We start from the raw sequence: 20,979 nt of genomic DNA, 5'->3' as shown, positions 1-20,979 counted from the left end.
CCCGCCGATCATGCCTTGTCCGCGGGGCCGCCGTCAGCCCGAGAGCGGCAAAGTCTTTCAGGCGTAAGCCTGCCAGCCGAGCACGACGGCCAATCCCAGCCCGGCCAGCCCGATCCCGATGCGCAGCGGCGTCGCCGGCAGGTGCCGCACGAGCGTGGAGCCCAGCCACGAGCCGCCGAGCGAACCGAGGCAGACGGCGAGCGCGGCGAGCCAGACGACCTTGCCGGTGCAGGCGAAGACGATCGCGGCGAGGAAGTTCGCCGACCCGGTGACCAGGTTCTTCGCGGCGTTCGTCCGGGCCAGCGGCTGGCTCCACACGGAGACGAGCAGGGCGAGCATGAGCACGCCCGCGGCGGCCCCGAAGTAGCCGCCGTAGACCCCGATGAAGAACGCGGCGACGCCGGTGGCGGGGCTGAGGCCGTGGTGGTCGGCGGCTTCGGCCAGGCGGCGCAGGCGCGGGCCCGCCATCAGGACCAGCGCGGCGCCGCCGATGAGCCACGGGACGATCGCGGTGAAGGCGCCGGACGGGGTGAAGAGCAGCACGAGCCCGCCGGCCGCGCCGCCGACGGTGGTGATGAGGCAGAGCGGGACGAGCCGGGCGCGCTGGCCGGCGAGTTCGGGCCGGGCACCGGCGGCCGCCCCGGCGGTGGTGCCGAGCATGGCGACGGTGTTGGTCACGTTCGCGACGACCGGCGGCAGCCCGGCGGCGAGCAGCGCCGGGTAGGAGACGAGCGAAGCGAGCCCGGCGGTGGCCCCGGTGAGGCCGGCACCCACGCCGGCGAGCACGAGCAGGAGGAAGGTGGCCGGGTCGCTGATCACGTTGTCATCCCAGCACGGCGGACGCGGCGGCTCGCGGTGACCTTCCTCCCACCCTGGCCCGCGACGTCTTGAATGACTCATTCAGGTCTTCGGAGGTCCTGAATGACTCATTCAAGACACCACAGGGCGCCCCTCGGCGACTTTGCCGGAGCCCTGTCGCCCGACGCGATGAAAGGGTCGTTCATGACGTCGCAGCGACCCCGGCGGTATAGGTCGTTATACGAATTACCCGGGCGTTGTCCGAAACCGGACGAGATCGCCGCCCGGGCTTGCCCCCGCGGAGCGCGGCGTCCCAGAATCCGCGCTGACAAGGTTGTCAACGGCCTGGGAGGTCACGGCATGGGCGAGTTCGACCGGCGGCACGCGCTCGCCCTGTTCGGCGCGGTGGGCGCCGCCGCGCTGCTGGTGAACCTGCCCGGCCGGGCGGCCGCCGCCGCGGGGCCGCCCGACCCGGTCGCCGCCACCTACCTGCGCGTCCTGCTGCGGCACACCCGCTGGGCCGAGCAGCAGTTCGACGCGAAGGCCGGGATCTACCCGGCCCGCGACTTCACCTTCGCCGTCGTGCTCGGCAACGCCGTCCTCCTCACCCGCGACGGCTACGACCCCGCGGTCGCCGGCGTCGACCGCGACACGCTCAAGGCCCACACCCTCGCCACGATCCGGCACTTCGCCGCGTCCAGCCTGCTCACCGGCGGCACCGAGTGGGGCCGGAAGCTGTTCTTCGACACCACGTTCCAGTCGTACTTCCTGCTCGCCGCCCGGCTGCTGTGGGCGGAGCTGGACGCGGCCACGCGCGCGAACGTCGAACGCATCACCACCGAGCAGGCCGCCTACACGACCGCGCTCGGCGAAAACGACGACCCCGCCTCCGGCAGCTGGACGCCCAACGGCCTCAAGGGCGGTTTCGTCGGCGACACGAAACTGGAGGAAATGGGCGTCTACGCGCAATCCCTCGCCCCGGCCCTCGCCTGGGCGCCGGCCGACCCGCGCGCGAGCCAGTGGCGAGACGCCTTCGGGACGTGGAGCCGCAACGAAGCCGGGCTGCCCGCCGCCGACCTCGCCAACCCGCGGCTCGTCGACGGCCGCCCGGTCAGCGCCAACACCGCGACCAACCTCTACGACACCTTCCTCGTGGAGAACCACGGCTCGTTCGGCCCGCACTACCAGGAAGAGCTGTGGCGCACCTCCGGCCGCAACACGATGCACTTCCTCGCCGCCGGGACGCCGCTGCCCGAAGTGCTCACCGCGCAGCCCAACGGCGAACTGCTCTGGCGCACCATGTTGCTCATGACCAGCGACGCCGGCGAGCCGCTGATGCCGATGGTCGCCGACCGCGAGCACCTCTACGGCCGCGACGTCATCCCGCTCGCCTTCCGCGCCCAGGTCCTCGGCGACCGCTACGCCGCCTACGCCGAGGCGCAGCTGGCCGCGCGGCTCGAGCCCTACCAGGCCTACGCGCCCGCCGACCGGATCACGAAGTTCTCCGGCGAGCCGAAGTACGAGCCGGAGGCCCGCGCCGAACTCGCCATCAGCTACCTGCTGCACGAGTGGCGCGCGAGCCACGGCGGCCCGGTGACCGCCGCGAGCAAGGACGAGTTCGACGCCCACGCCGCCGGGGTCGCGGACTTCGGGACCGGGCCGGGACTGCTCGCCCACCGCTCCCCCGCCGCCTGGGCGGGCACGGTGACCAAGCCCGGGTTCGTCAAGTTCGCCTGGCAGCCACGTCACGACGACTGGCTCTTCGTGCTCGGCGGCGCCAACCCGGCGCTGCTGCCCGCGACGAACATCGCCGTGCGCGAACGCCACGCGACGACGTACGAGAAGGTCCGCGACGGCTTCGACGCCACCGTCGGCGTGCTGCGCTTCGACACCGGGTACGCCGCTCTCGCCACCCTGCCGACCGGCGCCGCCGTCTACGCCAGCACCGGCGTCGCCGCGAGCGAAGGCGTCCTGAACGTCTACAACCTCGCCATGCCGGGCGTGCCCGGCCTCGACGGCGACCGCGCCTACACCGCCGCCGAAGGCACCGTGACGGTCAAGGCGCAGGCCGCGCCGTCCGGTGCCCGCACCGACGACGTCACCTTCGCCCGCGTCACCGCGCGGTACGTCCGGATGCTCGGCGTCACACCGGATCCGCAGTACGGCTACTCGCTCTGGGCGTTCGAAGTCCGCGACGGCGACGGCCCCGATCTCGCGCGAACCGGGACGGCGACGGCGTCCTCCGCAACGGCGGGCAAGGAAGCGAAGTACGCCAACGACGGCGATCCGGCGACGCGCTGGGCGGTGTCCACATCGGACCGGCCGCGCGCGGACAGCTGGCTCGCCGTCGACCTCGGCGCGGCGCGGGCCTTCGACCGCGCCCGGCTCAGCTGGGAGGCGGCCGCCGGGCGGAAGTACCGGCTCGAAACCTCGTCCGACGGCGTGACCTGGACGGCGGTGGCGACCTACCCGGTCCCGGCGCTGCGCAGCACCGGCGGCCGGCTGGACATCGACGGCCGGGCCGGGATCGTCGTCGACAGCCCGAACCCGATCACCGTCACCGGCGACCGCGTCGTCCTCTCGGACGGTCCGGCCGCTCCCCTGCTCGCGGAGCTGTACCCGGCACCGGCCGGCGCGAAGCCGTCCGGCCGCGTGGCGACCACCGCGCCCGCGGTCCGGGCGAGCGTCACCGACGGCTTCCTGGTGCTGGTCAACCTTTCCGGCACCGCCGCCGCGGGCACGGCGAACCTGCCCCAGTCCGGGTCAACCCGCCGGCTCTACCGCGGCGAGCAGGTCCTCACCGCGACCGGCACCACGGTCACGCTGGACCTCGCCCCCGCCGAGGGCCGCGTCGAACCGCCCCGGTTCACCGTGCGCGGCCCGGCCGGGCTCACTGCGGTCGTGCGCGACGCGAGCCGCGTCGACCTCACCGCGCCCGGGCCGCTGCCCGCGGCCGTCACGGTCACCCCGGACGGCGGCCGCCCGCGGCAGGTGGTGCTGCCGCCGCGCCGGACGGTGCCCGTCGTGTTCGGGGAGCTCCGCCCGTACCCGCTGGCAGACCTCGCGCTCGGCGCGCGCGTCTTCCCCGCCGAACCGCTGCCGCCCGGGATGTCGGGCCCGGCCGCGGCCGTCGACGACGACCCGGCGACCGCGTGGCGGCCCGGCCCCGGCGGCCGGCTGGTCGTCGATCTCGGGGCGGTGACGGCGGTTTCCGCGGTCGAGCTGGCCTGGACGCTCGGGCGCGTGCCCGCCGCCACGGTGGAAACCAGCACCGACGGCGTCACCTACACGACCGCGGGCCCCGCGGGCCGTGGCCGCACCACGACCGTGAAGCTCGGTGGCCCGGCGCGGTACGTCGCCGTCCGGACGGAGTGGCGGACCGGCGACGCCGGCCTGGCGCGGTTGTCCGGCTGGACTTGATCGATCTCGGACCGGTCGCGGCGGGCCCGGGGGCGAGTACCTTGGCACCACAGGGCTTGCCACCCCCTCGGGAGGACGGATGCGCGTCACGATCGCCGAGGTCGCCCGCCGTGCGCGGGTGAGCAAGACGACCGTGTCCAGGGTGCTCAACAACAAAGCCGACGTGGACGCGGCGACCGCGATCCGGGTGCGCGAGGTGATCGCCGCGACCGGGTACATCCCCAGCGCCGGCGCGGTCGGGCTGGCCCGCGGCGTGACCCGCACGGTCGGGATGCTGGTGCCCGGCCTGACCTGGCCGTGGATGGGCGAAGTGCTGCAGGGCGTCGCCGACGTCGTGGAGTCGAAGGGCTACGGCCTGCTGCTGTCCACCGCCAACCGCGGCGCCGAATCCCTGGACGAGTTTTCGCGGCAGGTGTCGGCGAAGGCGTTCGACGGCCTGCTGCTCATCGAACCGCCCGACGCGGTGCGCCACCTGCGCGTGCTGCACGACTCCGGGCTGCCGGTGGTGGTCATCGACGACCGCGGCCGCCGTCCCGCGTTCCCGTCGGTGGGCACGGACAACCGCCACGGTGGCGCGGCGGCGGCCCGGCACCTGCTGGCCACCGGCCGCACCCGGCTGGCCACCGTCACCGGCCCGCGGGACTTCGGCTGCACCGCCGACCGCCTCAACGGGTTCAACGAAGCCGTCCTCGACGCCGGGCTGACCCTCGATCCGCGGCTGATCATCGAAGGCGACTTCACGAGCGAGAGCGGCGAGGCCGCGATCCTCCAGCTGCTGGCGTCGGGTCCGGAGTTCGACGCGGTGTTCGCGCACAACGACCTCACCGCCGCCGGGGTGCTGGCCGGGCTGCGCAAGTCCGGGCGCGCGGTGCCGGGGGACGTCGCCGTGGTCGGTTTCGACGACATCCCCCTGGCCGCGCACACCCAGCCGCCGCTGACGACGATCCGCCAGCCGCTGCGGGCGATGGGCGAGACGGCGGCCCGGCAGCTGCTCGCGCAGCTCGCCGGGGCGCCGCCACCGGGTCAGCCGCTGATCGTCCCGACCGCGCTGGTGGTCCGGGAATCGACCCGGTCACCGTAGGCCTACTGGTACACCCGCACGTAGTCGATCACCATGTCCTGCGGCAGGACGGTCCCGGCACCCGGCGGGCCGGGGAAGTCCCCGCCGATCGCGTTGTTGAGGATCAGGAAGAACGGGTGGTCGTACACCCACGGCCCGCGCGTGCTCTCGACCGTGTCCCGGTTGATCGTCTGGAACGCGTTGCCGTCGACGTAAAAGGTCATGTGCGAGGCGTCCCAGTCGAGCCCGAAGCGGTGGAAGCCGGCGGAGACGTCCTGACCGAAGTCGAACGGCGCGCCGATGCCGCCCGCGCCGTTGTACGCCGGTGCGTGGATCGTCGAGTACGCCAGGTTCGGCGACTTGCCGACGTGCTCCATGATGTCGATCTCGCCGCAGTTCGGCCACGGCGTGCCGCCGAAGAAGTTGGCGCCCAGCAACCAGAACGCGGGCCACAGCCCCTGCGTGCCGGACACCTTGATGTTCGCCTCGACGTGGCCGTAGGTGAAGCTGAACTTGCCCGCGGTGTTGATCCGGCCCGAGGTGTACTGGCAGGTGCCGCTGCCGCTGACCGGGTCGACCGGGCACGCGCTGCCCGGGGTGGCCTCGCGGCGGACCTGGATCACGAGGTTGCCGCGGCCGTCCTGCTTGGCGTTGTTGTTGTTCGTGTAGTACTCGAGTTCGTTGTTGACGCCGGGGCCGGTTTCGGCGGTCCACTTGGCCGGGTCCGGGTTGGCGCCCGCCGCGCCGTTGAACTCGTCGCTCCACACCAGCGTGCCGGGGAAGTGCGGGGCCGGCGGCGCGGGCGGCGGGGTCGTCGGGCTGCCGCCGGTGCCGTAGACGTCGAAGCCCCACAGCGAGTAGCCGTAGCCGTTGGACCGGGCGGTGCCGTACATCCGGACGTACCGGCCGGAACCGTTGACGGTCAGGGTTTCCTTGAAGCCCTTGCCGGTGGTGGTCGAGTACACCGATGTCCAGTTCGCGTTGTCGTTCGACACCTGGATCTGGTAGGCGACCGCGTACGCCGGGTCCCACTGCAGGACCACCTGGTGCACGGCCGCGACCGCGCCGAGGTCGACGGTGATCCAGCCGGGGTCGACCCAGCCGGTCGTGGCGCTCGTCGCCCAGCGGGTCGCCGGGTCGCGGTCGAACGCCTTCGCCGGGACGCAGCCGGGGCAGGCCCCGTCGTCCTGGTACGACGACGCCGTCCCGGACTTCCCGTACGACAGCAGGACGTCGCCGGGCTGCGTGGTGCCGCCCCCGCCGAAGACCTGGAACTCCCACAGCGAGTAGCCGTACTGCGTGGCGCGCTGGGTGCCGGTGAGCCGGACGTACCGGCCGCTGCCCGTGACGTTCAGGGTCTGCGTCCCGCCGGCGCCGGTGGTCGTCGCGTAGAGGGACGTCCACGTGGCGCCGTCGGCGGATGCCTGGAGCGTGAAGGCCTTGGCGTACGCGGCTTCCCAGTTCAGCACCACCTGGGACAGCTGCTGGGTGGACCCGAGGTCCACCTGCAGCCACTGCGGGTCGGCGAAGGCGCTGGACCAGCGCGTGCCGGCGTTGCCGTCGACCGCCGCGCTCGCGGGGAAGGCGGCGGATTCGGTCGAAGACGCCGTCACCGGACGGCCTTGGGAGAGCAGGACGGGCGCGGCCCGCGCGGCCGGCGCGGTGAACAGGGCGGCCACGGTCAGGGCGAGAACGGCGAGAACCCGGGTTCTCGGCATGCGGCGTTGCATGGGTACCTCCACGGCGAACCGGCGCCGGGGCGGCCTTGCCCCGGCGCGGATCGGCTCACGTGGTCCTCGGCGCGGGTGTGGGTCCCGCTCCTCGGCACGCTCTTAGTTCAGGATATAAATAAAGAGCCGTAAAATGTCAACTTCCCTGCGCCGGGCGGTCGCGGACCAGCCCACGGACTGGTCCGGGAGAACGAATCCGCGCCGGATCCTTGACTCCGCCGAACCCGGCGGTGTTCACTTCGACCCGCTGGAACCGGTTCCGTGACCGCCACCCGGGCCGGTTCCCCGCGTCACGCACACCCTCGGGCTGACCGGTTCGCGCTCCTCGCACCCGCCCTGGCACTGCTCCTCCGGCTCACGATGCCGGCGGGTGCCGGGGCGCGAACCCGCCGCACCACCCGACGCCGGCGCGAGCTGTGGGGCTCGCCCGGCCCGTTTCGCCCGCCCTCCCCCCGATCAGCAGGCAGGCCGATGAGATCAACGACGTTCTCCCCCGTTCACCGCCTCCTCGTCATCGCCACCACCTTCGTCACCGCGGTCACCACCGCGGCGGTGGTCGGCTCCGCGCCGGCCCAGGCCGCCGCGTGCGGCAGCACCAACCTCGCGCAGGGCCGCACCGCGACCGCGTCCTCGACCGAGAACGGCGGCACGCCCGCGTCCGCCGCGGTCGACGGCAACGCCGGCACGCGCTGGTCCAGCGCGTTCAGCGACCCGCAGTGGCTCCAGGTCGACCTGGGTTCCGCGCAGCAGCTCTGCGACGTGGTGCTCACCTGGGAAACCGCGTACGCGAAAGCGTTCTCCGTCCAGCTTTCTCCGGACGCCAACAGCTGGACCACCGCGTACTCGACCACCGCCGGCACGGGCGGCACGCAGACCGTGTCGCTCACCGGAACCGCGCGCTACCTGCGCGTTTACGGCACCCAGCGGGCGACCGGCTACGGCTACTCGCTCTGGGAAGTCGCGGTGCACGGCACCGGCGGCGGGACGACCATCCCGCCGACCGACCCGCGCAACCCGGACCTCGGGCCGAACGTGTCGGTGTTCGACCCCTCGACGCCGGCCGCGACCATCCAGAACCGGCTGACCCAGATCGCGGACCAGCAGCACACCAACCAGTTCGGCAGCGAGCGCTACGCCGTGCTGTTCAAGCCGGGCACCTACACCGCCGACGTCAACCTCGGCTTCTACGAGCAGGTGGCGGGCCTCGGCCTCTCCCCCGACGACGTCACCCTCAACGGCCACGTCCGCGTCGAGGCCGACTGGCTGCAGCAGGGCGACAACCCGAACAACAAGGGCAACGCGACGCAGAACTTCTGGCGCTCCGCCGAGAACCTCTCGGTGACCCTGCCCGCCGGGCAGGTCGAGCGCTGGGCCGTCGCGCAGGCCGCGCCGTACCGCCGGATGCACCTGCGCGGCAGCCAGATCCAGCTGTGGAACGGCGGCGACGGCTGGGCCAGCGGCGGCCTGATCGCCGACAGCAAGATCGACGGCGTGGCCGTTTCCGGTTCGCAGCAGCAGTTCCTGACCCGCAACAGCGAGCTGGGCGGCTGGCAGGGCGGCGTCTGGAACATGGTGTTCGTCGGCTCGACCGGCACGCCGCCGGCGTCGTTCCCGAACCCGCCGGAGACGGTCGTCGGACCGACCCCGGTGGTCCGCGAGAAGCCGTTCCTCTACGTCGACGGTTCGGGCAGCTACAACGTGTTCGTCCCGGCGCTGCGGCAGAACTCGTCCGGGACGAGCTGGGGTCACGGCGCGCCGGCCGGGCAGTCGATCTCGCTCAGCGAGTTCTACGTCGCGCACCCGTCCGACTCCGCCGCGACGCTCAACGCCGCGCTGGCCGCGGGTAAGAACCTGCTGGTGACGCCCGGCGTCTACCACCTCGACCAGGCGCTGAACGTCACGCGCCCGGACACCGTGGTGCTCGGCCTCGGCCTGGCGACGCTGATGCCCACGACCGGGACCGCGGCCATCACGACGTCCGATGTGGACGGCGTGAAGATCGCCGGGCTGCTGATCGACGCGGGCGCGGTGAACTCGCCGGTGCTGGTGCAGGTCGGCCAGCCGGGCTCGACCGCCAACCACGCGGCCGACCCGACGTCGCTGCACGACGTGTTCTTCCGGATCGGCGGCGCGGCCGTCGGGAAGGCCACGCAGACGCTGGTGGTCAACTCGAACAACGTCATCGGCGACCACATGTGGCTGTGGCGCGGCGACCACTCCTACGGCGTCGGCTGGAACGTCAACACCGCGGCCAACGGCCTGGTCGTCAACGGCGCGAACGTGACGATGTACGGGCTGTTCGTCGAGCACTACCAGCAGTACGAGGTGCTCTGGAACGGCAACGGCGGGCGGACGTACTTCTTCCAGAACGAGATGCCGTACGACCCGCCGGACCAGGCGTCCTGGTCCAGCGGCGGCGGACGGCAGGGCTGGGCCGCGTACAAGGTGGCCGACTCGGTGACCAGCCACGAAGGCTGGGGCCTGGGCAGCTACTGCTTCTTCAACACCAATCCGTCCATTGTGGCCAGTCATTCGTTCGAAGTCCCGAACACCAGCGGGGTCCGGTTCCACAACCTCGTTTCGGTGTCACTCGGCGGCGTGGGCACGATCGCCCACGTCATCAACGACTCGGGTGACGCCGCGAACACCGGGCACCAGGTGAGCCCGCTGGTCTCCTACCCGTAGGACGGCGGCGACGTAGGCGTCCGGGCGGACCAGCCAGGCTTCGCCCGGACGCGCGCCGAGCGCCCCGCCCACGGGGATCTCGGCGCTTCGGATTCCTTCGGCCCGCACGCCCGGGGTCGTCAGGAGCAGGAACCCCTGCCGGGCCAGGTCACGCAACCGTCCACTCCCGACGGTGACGTCCGGCAGCAGCACTCCCGGCCCCGGCGGCGGCAGCGCCCCGCGGGGTGGCCGGCCGGCGAACGGCCGCGTGGGATCGGACGTGGTCAGCGGCGAACCGGTGTACCAGAACGGCTCGGCCAGCCGTCCGGAGTCGACCTGCTCGTGCACCGCCGGATCGCCGGCCGCGCGGGTGAGGACGTCGAGGCGGCGCGCGCGCTGCCCGTCGTCCTGCGGCACCAGGAAGTCCATCGTCGCCGTCGTCACGGCCGCGTTCTCGGCCGCCGCCGCGTGCCGCTCGGCGTGGTAGCTCTCGAGCAGGTCCTCGCCCGCGTCGCCGCGCAGGACCCAGGCGAGCTTCCAGGCCGCGTTCTCCGCGTCGGCGACGCCGGAGTTGAGCCCACGCGCCCCGAACGGCGCGACCAGGTGCGCGCAGTCCCCGGCCAGCAGCACGCGCCCGACGCGCATCCGGTCGACCAGCCGCGTGTGGAAGCGGTACACCGAGCGCCAGACGACCTCGTACGGCCGGTCGCCGATGATCGCCCGGATCCGCCGGTCGAGCGCGCCGCCGGTTTCCTCGGCCGCGAGGTCGTAGTCGTCCGGGACCTGCCAGTCGATGCGGAACTGCGAGCCCGGGCACGGGTGGATGAGCACCTGCCTGCCCGGGTTCCACGGCGGGTCGAAGTGGAAGCGGCGCTCGGCCGCCCACCCCGGCAGGTCGGCGCGGATGTCGCAGATCAGGAAGAGGTCGCGGAAGGAGAACCCGTCGAGGTGCTGTCCGAGGGCGCGGCGCACGGTGTCACCCCGCGAGCCCGCGCAGGCGATCGCGTAGTCGGCCTCGATCCGGCGCGGCCCGTCCTTCGTCTCGCACTCGATTTCGACGCACCCGGGCTGCGTCACGCCGGTGACGCGGTGCCCGCGCCGGACGTCGATCAGCGGCTGCCGCGCGATCAGCTCGTCGAGGACCTCTTCGACGCGGGCTTGGGAGATGTTGACGAACGGCGGCAGCGCGGAGCCGCCGTCGGGCAGCTTCAGCGAGAACAGCTCGGTCTCGCGGTGGAACGTCCGGGCGGTCGTCCAGGTGAGCCCTTCCTCGGCGAGGCACCCCGCGCCGAGCGAGGCCCAGACGTCCAGGGTGTCCCGCTGCTGGCAGATGGCCTTGGACCCCACGGGGTCGCGCACCTCGTGCTCGTCGACGAGCACCACGGGTACGCCCCAGCGCGCGAGCAGCAGCGCGGCCGTCTGGCCGACCGGGCCGCTGCCGAGGACGGCAGCTCTCATCGTCCTAGCCCTGGAGCTGGTCCCAGACTTCGCGGTCGCGTTCGGCGGTCCACACCACCGGCCGCTCGATGCCGCCCAGCTCGTCCCACAGCCGGGAGACGTCGAAGGGCAGGCAGTGCTCGAAGATCGGCCAGTGGCCGTACTGGTCGTTGAGGGCCGCGTGCGTGCGTTCGAAGGCGTCCTTGAGCGTGCCGCCGGCATCGCGGACCGCGCCGACCTCGCGGATCATGGTGGTCAGGAAGTGCCGCGTCTGCGCGATCGCGGCCTCGACGGCCTCCGCCCCACGGCTCACCCCACCCCGCCCGCCGATCAGGGTCTCGGCGCCGAACGCGCCGACCCGGTCCAAAGTGGACGAGGCCCAGTCGCGGTGGAACGCGTCCCCGGTGTAGAGCGCGGCTTCGGCTTCCACGAGGTCACCGGCGTAGAGGATCTTCTGCCGCGGCAGCCAGGCCACGATGTCGCCTTCGGTGTGCCCGCGCCCGCAGTACTGCAGGACGAGGTCGCCGCGGTCGCCCCCGAGGTCGATGGTGAGCCGGTCGGAGAAGGTCAGCGTCGGCCAGGTCAGTCCCGGCACGGAATCCGCGCCCTTGGCCAGCCGCGGCATCCGCCCGAACTCACTGGCCCAGTCCTCCTTCCCGCGTTCGGCGACCAGCGCGCGGGTGTTCTCGTGCGCGACGATGACTTCGGCGTCGAACGCGGACGCACCGAGCACGCGCACGGCGTGGTAGTGGCTCAGCACCAGGTAGCGCACGGGCTTGTCGGTGTGTTCGCGCAGCTTCGCGAGCCACTCGCGGGCGGCGACGGGCGTGGCGAGCGCCTCGAAGCAGACGAGGAAGTCCTCGCCTTCGATGGCCCCGATGTTGGGATCCCCCTCGGCGGTCAGCGCGTAGACGCCGTCGTCCAGGACTTCCAGGGTCTGCGCTTTCTCCGCCAGGTCGGCCGAAGAGGCGAACGCTTTCTTCGTCACGGCTAGGGCTCCTTGATCGTCAAAGCATTGACTATCTCGTCTCAGGCTAGCCCGCCGCGCCGCCGCGCGGAACCCCCTCGTCGCCTAACCTGACCGCATGACCGACCGACCGGCCGACCTCGACTACCTCTCGTTCGTCGACTACGCGATCGGGAAGACGCGGGCCGAGCTCCCCGCGACCGACCCGGTGGCGATGCGCCTCGGCCTCACCCTGCACCGCCTCGCGGGAGCACTGGTCTACGACTGGGAGTCCACGGTCCACCGCCCCCGAGGCTGGAGCTGGGGCGGCTTCCGGGTGCTGTTCGTGCTGTGGCTGGCCGGGCCCCTGGAGTCCCGCCACGTGGCCCGGCTGGCCGGCATGAGCCGGGCGGCGGTCTCGGCCCTGGTCAAGACGCTGGAGCGAGACGGGCTGGTGACCCGCTCGGCGGTACCCCGTGATCGTCGGGCCGTGGAGCTGGACCTGACGGAGGCGGGCCATGCGTCGGTGGCCGAGGCGTACCAGGAGCACAACGAGCGGGAGCAGGCTTGGGCTGCGTCGCTGACGCCGTCTGAGCGGACGACGCTGATCGGCTTGCTGGAGAAGCTGACGACAGGCCCGGCCGCGGCGGCGGCACAGCGGCTGACGTAGGGCGTCGGCGGCCGGTGATTCGAACGCGGTCAGGATCGGGTGCGGATCGTTGGCGGATGGGGTCGCGCCCGCGGTTCGAGCCAGTGTGAGCGACGGAAGCCGTAGTTGGCGCAGCCGGCGCTGGGTCCACGATCCAGTTGACGACGGTCCACAGGCGGGTAGGCGCCGAACCGCGCAGGGCATCCACCGCGGCCGAAACCGCGATCAGCGGGACTCCCCGGGGGAGGGTGAATCCCTGGCCGCGCCAGCAGTTCAGCACATGGGGGTGGGCCCGTAGCCGGTGGCTGCGGGCCTGTCCCGTGTTCAGGCTGCGAAGGGCAGGGGTTGGTGGATGTTGTTGCGCCGGGGTTTTCGGCGTTTGTCCAGGAACCGTGGTGGCAGGAACTCCGGATGGCCGTCGGTGGCGATCCGGACTTGCCAGCCGGAGCGGTGCAACAACCGGTGGTGATGGCCGCACAACAGGACCAGGTTCGCCAGCTCGGTCGGGCCGCCCTCGGCCCAGTGCCGGATGTGATGGCCCTGGCAATGCCGCGGTGGGCGATGGCAACCCGGGAACGCACACCCTCGGTCGCGCAGGAACAACGCCCGGCGCAAGCCGGGTGAGATCAGGCGGCGGGCACGACCTAAGTCGAGGGGTTCGCTGGCGGACCCGAGGACAGCGGGGATCAACTTGCAGTCACAGGCATGCAGGCGGGCTTCGGCGGCCGTGATGAGGCCAGTGTCGCCCAGGGTGGCCGTGCCGAGGCCGGATTGCAGGTCGGTGAGGGAGACCGCGACCATGACGTGGGCGCGTTCCCCAGCCTGCGTCGGTAACTCTGGAGAATTCAACGCCAGGTCGACCGCATCGGAGAAAGCATCGCCGTAACGTTCCTGCGGGGAGCGGAGATCGTCGGCGCCGCGGCGTTCGGCCAACGCGTCGAGCAGGGCGCTGGCGCGGGTGCCGGTTTCGTCGTCGAAGCGACCGGACAGTTCCCAGGTTCCGGTGCGTTTGCGGCGCAACGACAGTTCCCGGGCGGGGATGGTCGGCTCGGTGTCGTCGGGTTCAACCCCGTCGGGGTCGAGGTGGGCCAGGATCCGCGCGCCCAGGGCGGCGACTTGCTTGTGACCGGCGTCGGCGGCGAAAGTGAGGAGATCGTGTTCGGCGGTGTCGCGGTGGGTGGCGGGGATGCGGGAGACGGCCTCGACGATGGTGTCGATCATCGGGGTACTCAGCGAGCCGGTGCGGGCGGCGGCACCGGTGGCCGGGGCGACCGCGGGAGTGTGAGTGGGGTTTAGGGCCTGGGCACGAGCGACGGTGCGTCTGGCGGCAGCGTGCGGAACATCGGCGAGGTGCTCATAAAGCCGTGCGGTGGAACGGTATCCGAACAGCTCCATAACGCCGCGGGACTCGATTTCCACCAGCAACGCACCGATTTCCGCCTCAGCAGACCGCACCACAGTGAGCAGCGAAACAACACGGTCGGCCAAGGCCGCCGCATCCGCTTGCCACACCGCTTCTCTGTCCACACACCAAGACTACCGACCATACGAACACCTGTTCATCACACGATCAGGTGGAACAGATCAACTGGCAATCCCCGGCAGCCGCAACGTGTGCCCCGTCTGCTCAGCCTTCGCCCGCAAGTACCGAACATTGCTGTCAGTCGCGAAAACCCCAGTGGGAACCTGATCCCGCACGGCAATCCCAGCAGCCCGCAACTGCGCGGCCTTGTCGGGATTGTTGGAGAGCAGATCGACCTCGCCGGCCCCGAGCGCCTTGAGCATCTGCGCCGCGACGGCGTAATCCCGGCCATCCTCGGGCAACCCGAGCGCGGCATTGGCGGCGTAGGTGTCGAGGCCGCCGTCCTGCAACGCGTAGGCGTCGAGCTTGTTGTAGAGCCCGATCCCCCGGCCCTCCTGCCGCAGGTACAGCAGGTACCCACCGGCTTCGGAGATCCGTTCGACGGCCTCGGCCAGCTGCGGCCCGCAGTCGCAGCGCGCGGACCCGAAGACGTCGCCGGTCAGGCATTCGGAGTGCGGGCGGACGAGGGGGACGGCGCCGGGCGTGCCGAGCACGAGGGCGAGGTGCTCGCCACCGTCTTCGAGGCCGCGGAAGGTGACCGCTTCGGCGTCCACCTCGAGCCCGCCGTGCAGCCGCAGCGGGATGCGCACCCGCGTCCGCACCTCGGCCGTCACGTCGTCGCCCCTGGAGTCACCCACATGATCGACCCTACACGAAGTTCAAATTCGAACTGGCGGGCCTCAGGCATCCTCGGCCGCGGCGGCCACCTCCTCGGCCTCGAGCTGCTGCGCCAGCCCCACGACCGATGCGAGGATCTGGCGCACGTTCTTCGTCAGCTTCTTGAGCCCGAGCCGCGCCAACACGGCCCGAAAGACCGCCTCTTCGTTGTCCCAGCCTTCGCGCCCGGCCATTTCCCTCATGACCGTGGCGAGCTCGCGCGGCGGCACGTCATCCAGGTCACGCGGCCCCAGCGTCCGCACGTGGACCAAGGGCTGGTCCGGCAGCCGGTAGGTGGCGGGACGGACGCCCGAACGCCCGAGCGGATCGTCGGCGAGGAGGACACCCCGGCGGACCGCGAGACTCACCGCCGAGTTGAGGACCCGAGCCAGCTGCGAACCGACTCGGAGACCACCCGACGATTGCACGTACACGCGATGGATCCGGTCACCCCGCACCGGTCCTTCGGCGGCCACGATCGCCCGGATCCCTTCGACCAGCTGATCACGTCCCGCGTCGGCTGCCGGCGTCAACGAACCGGCATAGGTCACGTACTCGCTCAGCTCCAGCCGCGCACCGTTCGCGGTCGTCCGATCGGCTTGTGGCAGGTCTGGCCGCTCGATCGGACTCGGTTCGAGCAGAGCACCCGGCTCGACATCGAGCTCAAGATCACCGGTGAAGCTCTCCGCCACCTCGTCGGCGGGGTCGAGGACGATCGCCGGTGCTGGAGCAACGACGGCTTCCGCCTCCGGTACCTCCGTTGCCGGCGACCAGCCCGAAGGGTGGATGTCTTCTTCCTCGAGCATCTCCCACAGTCCGGCGAGGGCTTCCGCCCGATCGACGTCGAACGCGGAGCCGGGGATCCGGAAGAACCGCCAACCGCACCGCTCGAGGTCGCGCTGCCTAGCGAGATCGCGGTCGTAGGCTTCGGGGCCGTGCCATTCGTCGCCGTCGCACTCGACGGCGAGGCGCCCGTGAGCGCCGATCACGACCAGGTCGATCCGGTACCCCATGGCCGGGTACTGCGCGTGCACGAGGTAGCCGCGGTCGACGATGCGGTTGTACACGCGCTGTTCGAACAGCGAATCGAACGGTTCGACCCGCCGGTCTTCCGGCACCACCTCGCTCGAAACCCCGGCGTCGGCGTTCTGCCACCGCGCCATCACCCCGTAGCTGTAGTCGAGCAGCTGGAACCGCATGCAGTCCCGGTTCGGGAGTTCGTCCGGGCGGACCGAGTGGAAGACCCAGACCTGGTCCTTCGCCCGCGAAACCGCCACGTTGTACCGCTGGACGTACTGTTCGTGCGTCAGCGGAACCATGCGCTTGCCAGGCGCCGGCGCCGCGACCATGGACAGGAAGATCACGTCCCGCTCGGATCCCTGGAAGTCGGCCGCGTCGCCGCAGCGGAAGTCGCGGCTCGTCCAGTCCTCCTTCGAGATGCGTCCGAGGAGCTTGTTCTGGATCTCCTTCGCCTGGGCCGGGCCGAGCAGCGAGACGACTCCGAAGGTCTTGCCGTCGTAGGCCGGATCGGCGAGGCACTTCTCGATCTGGTCGATGATCGCTTCGACCTCGACGGGGTTGCTCTTGTTCGTCGTGCCGCGCTCGTAGCCGTCTTCGAGGTAGACGGCCTTGATCGGGTCGAGCCGGTCGACACCGTACTGGCGGACCGGGACCAGCCGGATGCCTTCCGGCTCGTAGGCGATCCGGTTGGAGAAGCCGATGATCTCGGGGACGCACCGCCGGTGCTCGATCAGGGTGATCGACTTCCCGTAGCGCATCTTCGCCTCGTCGAAGAAGCTGCGACGCGGCTCCTGCCACGTATCGCGGTACCGGTCGGCGGCCAGGTACTGCCGGGCCAGGTCACGCAGCTGCTGCTGGTCCACGCCGACCGCCGAGGGGGAAACCTGCTTGTCGTCCCCGATGACCACGATCTTCTTGGCGAGGTACTGCAGGAAGACCGCTTCCGTCCCGGCTTGCGAAGCCTCGTCCACCACGACCACGTCGAACATGTCGGGGCGCACGCGGAGCTGCTCGGCGATCCGGTAGATCGGCATGATCCACACCGGCACCGAAGGACGGCAGCGATCCATCGCCTTCCGGATTTCGGCGCGGCGCTGGTTGCGGTAGATCCCGGTGTTCTTGCCCGCCCGCTGGACGAGCTGCGCGTACTGGGTCAAGTCCGCGCGCGCGGACCCGTGGAGGCGTTCCGGCGATGCCGCGTGGTCCCACGCCCGCCGCGCGGCGATCGCTTCGGCCTCCTTCCGGATGGCCTGCTCGATCCTGGTCACCTCGGCCTGGAGGAAGTTCACGTCGATCGCTTCCTGCTGCGTGACCCACACCCGCGCCGCGGTCCAGCGCCACGCCTCCGAGAAGTTCGCGAGCCGCCGCGCCCAGACCGGGTCACCAGCGTCCGCGGCCACTTCCTCGTACAGCCGCGGCGCGGCTGCCTTCAGCACACCGCCGAGGTGGTCGCGGCGATCCGCCTGGCTGCGGACCTCCACCAGGCGGGTCAGGGTCCGGTGCGCACGGGCGAAGTTCTCGGTGTCACGCTTCTCCACGGCGTCCAGCAAGCCGGCGACGCACTCGGCGGAGTCGGACCACTGGGCGGTTTCCCGGACGAACTGGGCCAGCGCGACCAGTGGTGCTCCCGCCGCCACCTTGGCTTCCTCGGCCGCCGCGGCATCGGTCAGGCTCGCGTACTCGCGGACGCCGCCGAGATCGTTCCAATCCGGAGACGGCAGCCCGAGCCGGCGCAACCGCCCCTCTTCGGCGACCAGTTCGTCGGCGAGACCGAGCACCCGGTGCAGCTGTTTGAGCTCCACGCTGTGCCACTGAAGACGTTCCTGAAGGGTGTCCTCGAGCGGGATCTTGATGGTCTCGGGCCAGGCTCGGTCGAGCGCCGCCAGCACCCGGCTGCCCTCAGCCCAGGCGATGAACGTGTGCAGCTGGGGGCCCGACGTCGGGGTCAGTCCGTCGACCCGGACGTTGTCGAACAGCGGCTGGGCCTGCTTGAGGATCTTGGGCGCGAAAGCGCCGATCTTGGGGCTGCCGTCGGCCATCGTCTTGATGGCACCGCCGCCCGAGAGGAACCGCAAGAGCTCGCCGGCGAGGGAGACGAGTGCGCCCAGGTCCCCGCCGCGCACGACCACGTCGGTGAGCGGACCGAGCGGGCCGACGAAGCCCGTGGCTGTGGCGATCAAGTTCTGGATCGTGCCGCCGCGCGCACGCCACTGGTCGGCCCGCCCGGTCCGGATGTCCCGCAGCGCCTCGTCCAGCCACTGTTCCCGGCGCCCGAGCAGGTAGTCCGCTTCGTCGGCGAGGCGGTTAAGCCGGCTCTGGACTTCGGCACGCTGTGCGGGCGCGAGTCGCCGGACAGCGGCGAACGCGGGGTGCTCCTTGAGCACGGTGTGTTGGGAATCCGCGGTGGTGGCACGGCCTTCGGCGGCGACCAGGCGCGCGAACTGCTCGGCGTCCGGCAGCTGCGCAACGGCGGGCAGGCGCAACCGGGCTTGGGGTTCGTCGGACCGCAGGCTGTCGTCGATCAGGTAGCCGTGCCACTCCTGCGCTTCACCCGTGCTGAAGGGCGCTTCGTCGTCGGGGCCGATCGCGCTGAAGTCACGCAACCAGCCCAGCTGATCCTGCTCGGCGGTGAGCTGCTGGGCGATCTTCGAGAGCGTCCCCTGGTAGCCGCAGTGCTCCCAGGTCAGGACTTCCCGTTCCCGCGCTTGGACGAGCTTGCTGTGGGCGGCGGATCGCTCGCGACGCAGCCGGTCGACGGTCTCCAGGTGCCGCTGCACGGCACGCGCGTTTTCGGTGCCATCGTGGTCACTCGCCGCCGCCGCGATTTCCTGGACCGCCACCTTCAGGTCGGCCATGTCTTCCCGGGAAGACCCGACGACCGCGACCGCGAGGGGCTTGACCGCGTCCGGGAGCTTGTCGCGCACTTCCCGCAGGGCCCGGTCGGTGTGGGCGGTGACGAGAACACGCTTGCCCTGCGCGAGCAGGTGGGAGATCAGCGCGGCGGCGGTGTGCGTCTTGCCGGTGCCCGGCGGCCCTTGCACCAGGGTCTGGGACGCGGCGTCGACCCGCCGGATCACGGCGAGCTGGCGGTCGTTGACCGGCAGGGGGAGGAACGGCTCGTCATCGACGGTCAAGATCGCGCCGTCGCCCGTGGCCGCCGGCGCGGTCGGGACGTGGTCGGGGTCGATCAACGGGATCAGCCCGTCCGGCACCTCCCCGGTTGCGTCCAGCTGGCTCAGGATGGTGTCGAAGATTTCGATCAGGCCCTGCTGGCTCCGCCTCCGCAGGACGAGCGCCGGTGCGTACGCAGCGACCCCGAACTTGCCCGGGACTGCAGCTTCGTCCTGCTCCCGGTACTCGCCATCGGGGTCGAGGCTGTGGACGAGCCGGCGCGCGAATTCTCCGGTGGCGACCGGATCCAGGGCCGGCCCCTCGTAGGCTTTGATGTCAGCGCGCACCTCGTCGATCTTGTCCGGCGCCGTGACCAGGCTCGGATCGACCATGTCGAGTTCGAGCTGCACCGGCTCGCCCGACTCGACGATGCGGGCCTCGAGCCGTCCGGTCCGGTCGTCGAAGTCGACGGACGCCGGGCTGGTCAGCAGGTGGCGCTTGATCACGTGGCCGTCGACGGGCTGCCAGCTGAGACAGCCGGTCCCGGCGACCAGCTCCAGCTCCTCCGGGCTTTCCTTGGCGTAGACGTACACCGTGTAGAGCCGCGCGTACAGATCCCGTGCCGGACGGTCGACCCGCTCGCGTCCGGCCCATTCCTGCCAGCGCGGCAGCCAGGTGGAGTACTTCCGCTCCACGTCCGGGAACTGGTCCAGGCTCAGCTGCGCCGGTGCCTTCGCCGCGCCCTCTTCCGCATCGGGCTCGGGCTCCACATCGGTGATTCGCTGCCGGAGCGACGGCGTCTTCTCGGCGTCGTCGAGCGGCTCCGTCAGCCATCGCGCGAGGTCCGCGTCGGGTTCGGGCGGGAGCGTCACCGGCACGCGGTCGACCGACAGGAGCGGCGCGTCCGCCGGCGGCGCGTCCCCGGCCAGCCGCGTGATCGCCGGATGGACGGGGAGATCCGCGAGCCAGAGCACGTCGCCGTCGCGCCGGTAGGTGTCGACCGATCGCACCGGGTTGGCCCTCAGCTGCTGAGCCCCGCGGAGAAACTCGAACAACCGACGCGCGCGGTCCACCAGCGACGTACTCATTCCACCTGCCCAATTCCGCCAGTCATGAGCGTGATCGGGGAAACCACGCTTCAGCACAATCGCGATCACGGTCAGAATGTCACTGACAGTTATCAAATCGTGAAGCGCGGGATTGCCGGGTGACACGCTGACCGGGCGGAACCCGAAAACCGGTGGCGGCCCCGCCGTAAGCTCACCCCATGATCCCCGCCACCACCGCGGCGTCCTTCCTCCTCGTCGTCCTCCTCGGCGCGATGTCCCCCGGCCCCGACTTCGTCGTCGTCACCCGCTCGTCCCTCACCGGCGGCCGGCGCGCCGGGATCGCCGCCGGGGTCGGGATCGCCCTCGGGGTCTTCGCCTGGGTCGTCGCGATCGCCCTCGGGGTGGCCGCGGTCCTCACCGCGTCGGCCGTCGCCTTCACCGTCGTCAAGCTGGTCGGGGCCGCCTACCTCGTCTTCCTCGGGGTCAAGGCCTGGCTGGCCGTCCGCCGCGGTGAATACCGGGACCTCGGCGGCGAGCGCAAAGACCCGCTCAAAGCCGGGGCCGCGTTCCGGCAAGGGCTCTTCACCAACCTGCTCAACCCCAAGGTGGCCGTCTACTTCCTCGCCCTGCTCCCCCAGTTCCTGCCTGCCGACGGCTCCACCCTGCAGACCCTCGAACTCGCCGCGATCGCCACCGCCGGCACCGTCGTGTGGTTCGTCACCCTCGCCGTGGTCGTCGGGGCGCTGAAGAAGGTCTTCCGCGACGGCCGCGTCCGGCGGGGGCTCGATGCCGTGCTCGGCAGCCTGCTCGTCGCGCTCGGCCTGAAGGTCGCCGCCGAAACGGCGTGAACCCGGGC

Annotated in this window: 12 protein-coding genes; 5 read left to right on the top strand and 7 right to left on the bottom strand. The window is 71.4% G+C overall.

Annotation, left to right across the window (positions count from 1 at the left end):
- Positions 1 to 57: 57 nt before the first annotated feature.
- A complete protein-coding gene (locus tag EIY87_RS40550) occupies positions 58 to 819 on the bottom strand; it encodes a sulfite exporter TauE/SafE family protein (RefSeq protein ID WP_125315269.1) in 762 nt (253 codons plus the stop codon).
- Positions 820 to 1,158: 339 nt separating this feature from the next.
- On the opposite strand from EIY87_RS40550, the gene EIY87_RS40545 reads away from it, so the two are divergent.
- Together EIY87_RS40545 and EIY87_RS40540 are read left to right on the top strand one after the other, a co-directional pair.
- The gene (locus EIY87_RS40545) at positions 1,159 to 4,218 is read left to right on the top strand and encodes a discoidin domain-containing protein (RefSeq protein WP_125315268.1); all 3,060 of its coding nucleotides are present in this window, start codon (positions 1,159 to 1,161) and stop codon (positions 4,216 to 4,218) included.
- 79 nt (positions 4,219 to 4,297) lie between these two features.
- Positions 4,298 to 5,299 (top strand): LacI family DNA-binding transcriptional regulator, encoded by a 1,002-nt coding sequence (locus tag EIY87_RS40540; protein ID WP_125315267.1) that lies wholly within the window; start codon positions 4,298 to 4,300, stop codon positions 5,297 to 5,299.
- Positions 5,300 to 5,301: 2 nt separating this feature from the next.
- Here EIY87_RS40540 and EIY87_RS40535 read toward each other — a convergent pair whose 3' ends face one another.
- Positions 5,302 to 6,996, bottom strand: coding sequence for a discoidin domain-containing protein (locus EIY87_RS40535; RefSeq protein ID WP_225440354.1), 1,695 nt, complete (start codon positions 6,994 to 6,996; stop codon positions 5,302 to 5,304).
- A gap of 483 nt (positions 6,997 to 7,479) precedes the next feature.
- Between EIY87_RS40535 and EIY87_RS40530 the strand changes: the two genes are divergently transcribed.
- On the top strand, positions 7,480 to 9,693 hold the full coding sequence (locus EIY87_RS40530) for a discoidin domain-containing protein (RefSeq protein ID WP_125315265.1): 2,214 nt from the start codon (positions 7,480 to 7,482) through the stop codon (positions 9,691 to 9,693).
- Here the strand turns inward: EIY87_RS40530 and EIY87_RS40525 are convergent.
- Positions 9,595 to 11,130 (bottom strand): FAD-dependent monooxygenase, encoded by a 1,536-nt coding sequence (locus EIY87_RS40525; protein ID WP_125315264.1) that lies wholly within the window; start codon positions 11,128 to 11,130, stop codon positions 9,595 to 9,597. The two genes, EIY87_RS40530 and EIY87_RS40525, sit on opposite strands and share 99 nt — an antisense overlap.
- 4 nt (positions 11,131 to 11,134) lie before the next feature.
- Complete coding sequence (locus tag EIY87_RS40520; protein WP_125315263.1) at positions 11,135 to 12,097, bottom strand: MBL fold metallo-hydrolase; 963 nt, start codon at positions 12,095 to 12,097, stop codon at positions 11,135 to 11,137.
- Between the two features lie 97 nt (positions 12,098 to 12,194).
- Between EIY87_RS40520 and EIY87_RS40515 the strand changes: the two genes are divergently transcribed.
- A complete protein-coding gene (locus EIY87_RS40515) occupies positions 12,195 to 12,725 on the top strand; it encodes a MarR family winged helix-turn-helix transcriptional regulator (RefSeq protein WP_125315262.1) in 531 nt (176 codons plus the stop codon).
- 303 nt (positions 12,726 to 13,028) lie between these two features.
- On the opposite strand, the gene EIY87_RS40510 is transcribed toward EIY87_RS40515, so the two are convergent.
- From EIY87_RS40510 to EIY87_RS49195, 3 genes are all read right to left on the bottom strand, one after another.
- Entirely contained in the window at positions 13,029 to 14,231 is a 1,203-nt protein-coding gene (locus EIY87_RS40510; protein ID WP_125315261.1) for an HNH endonuclease signature motif containing protein, read from the bottom strand.
- Between the two features lie 57 nt (positions 14,232 to 14,288).
- Positions 14,289 to 14,900 (bottom strand): GTP cyclohydrolase II, encoded by a 612-nt coding sequence (locus EIY87_RS40505; protein ID WP_125315580.1) that lies wholly within the window; start codon positions 14,898 to 14,900, stop codon positions 14,289 to 14,291.
- 66 nt (positions 14,901 to 14,966) lie between these two features.
- On the bottom strand, positions 14,967 to 20,084 hold the full coding sequence (locus EIY87_RS49195; protein ID WP_318531918.1) for an AAA domain-containing protein: 5,118 nt from the start codon (positions 20,082 to 20,084) through the stop codon (positions 14,967 to 14,969).
- A gap of 257 nt (positions 20,085 to 20,341) precedes the next feature.
- Here EIY87_RS49195 and EIY87_RS40495 point away from each other — a divergent pair, with 257 nt between their 5' ends.
- The gene (locus tag EIY87_RS40495; RefSeq protein ID WP_125315260.1) at positions 20,342 to 20,971 is read left to right on the top strand and encodes a LysE family translocator; all 630 of its coding nucleotides are present in this window, start codon (positions 20,342 to 20,344) and stop codon (positions 20,969 to 20,971) included.
- The last annotated feature ends 8 nt before the right edge of the window (positions 20,972 to 20,979 follow it).

This window comes from Amycolatopsis eburnea, from assembly GCF_003937945.1.
Lineage (GTDB): Bacteria > Actinomycetota > Actinomycetes > Mycobacteriales > Pseudonocardiaceae > Amycolatopsis > Amycolatopsis eburnea.
This window is presented reverse-complemented; position numbering and strand designations above follow the sequence as displayed.

What these genes read in the sequence shown, in the direction of transcription:
- EIY87_RS40495 (WP_125315260.1), top strand. Translation starts at nt 20,342, where the DNA reads ATGATCCCCGCCACCACCGCGGCGTCCTTCCTCCTCGTCGTCCTCCTC.
- EIY87_RS40535 (WP_225440354.1), bottom strand. Translation starts at nt 6,996, where the DNA reads ATGCCGAGAACCCGGGTTCTCGCCGTTCTCGCCCTGACCGTGGCCGCC.
- EIY87_RS40545 (WP_125315268.1), top strand. Translation starts at nt 1,159, where the DNA reads ATGGGCGAGTTCGACCGGCGGCACGCGCTCGCCCTGTTCGGCGCGGTG.
- EIY87_RS40540 (WP_125315267.1), top strand. Translation starts at nt 4,298, where the DNA reads ATGCGCGTCACGATCGCCGAGGTCGCCCGCCGTGCGCGGGTGAGCAAG.
- EIY87_RS40525 (WP_125315264.1), bottom strand. Translation starts at nt 11,130, where the DNA reads ATGAGAGCTGCCGTCCTCGGCAGCGGCCCGGTCGGCCAGACGGCCGCG.
- EIY87_RS40515 (WP_125315262.1), top strand. Translation starts at nt 12,195, where the DNA reads ATGACCGACCGACCGGCCGACCTCGACTACCTCTCGTTCGTCGACTAC.
- EIY87_RS40530 (WP_125315265.1), top strand. Translation starts at nt 7,480, where the DNA reads ATGAGATCAACGACGTTCTCCCCCGTTCACCGCCTCCTCGTCATCGCC.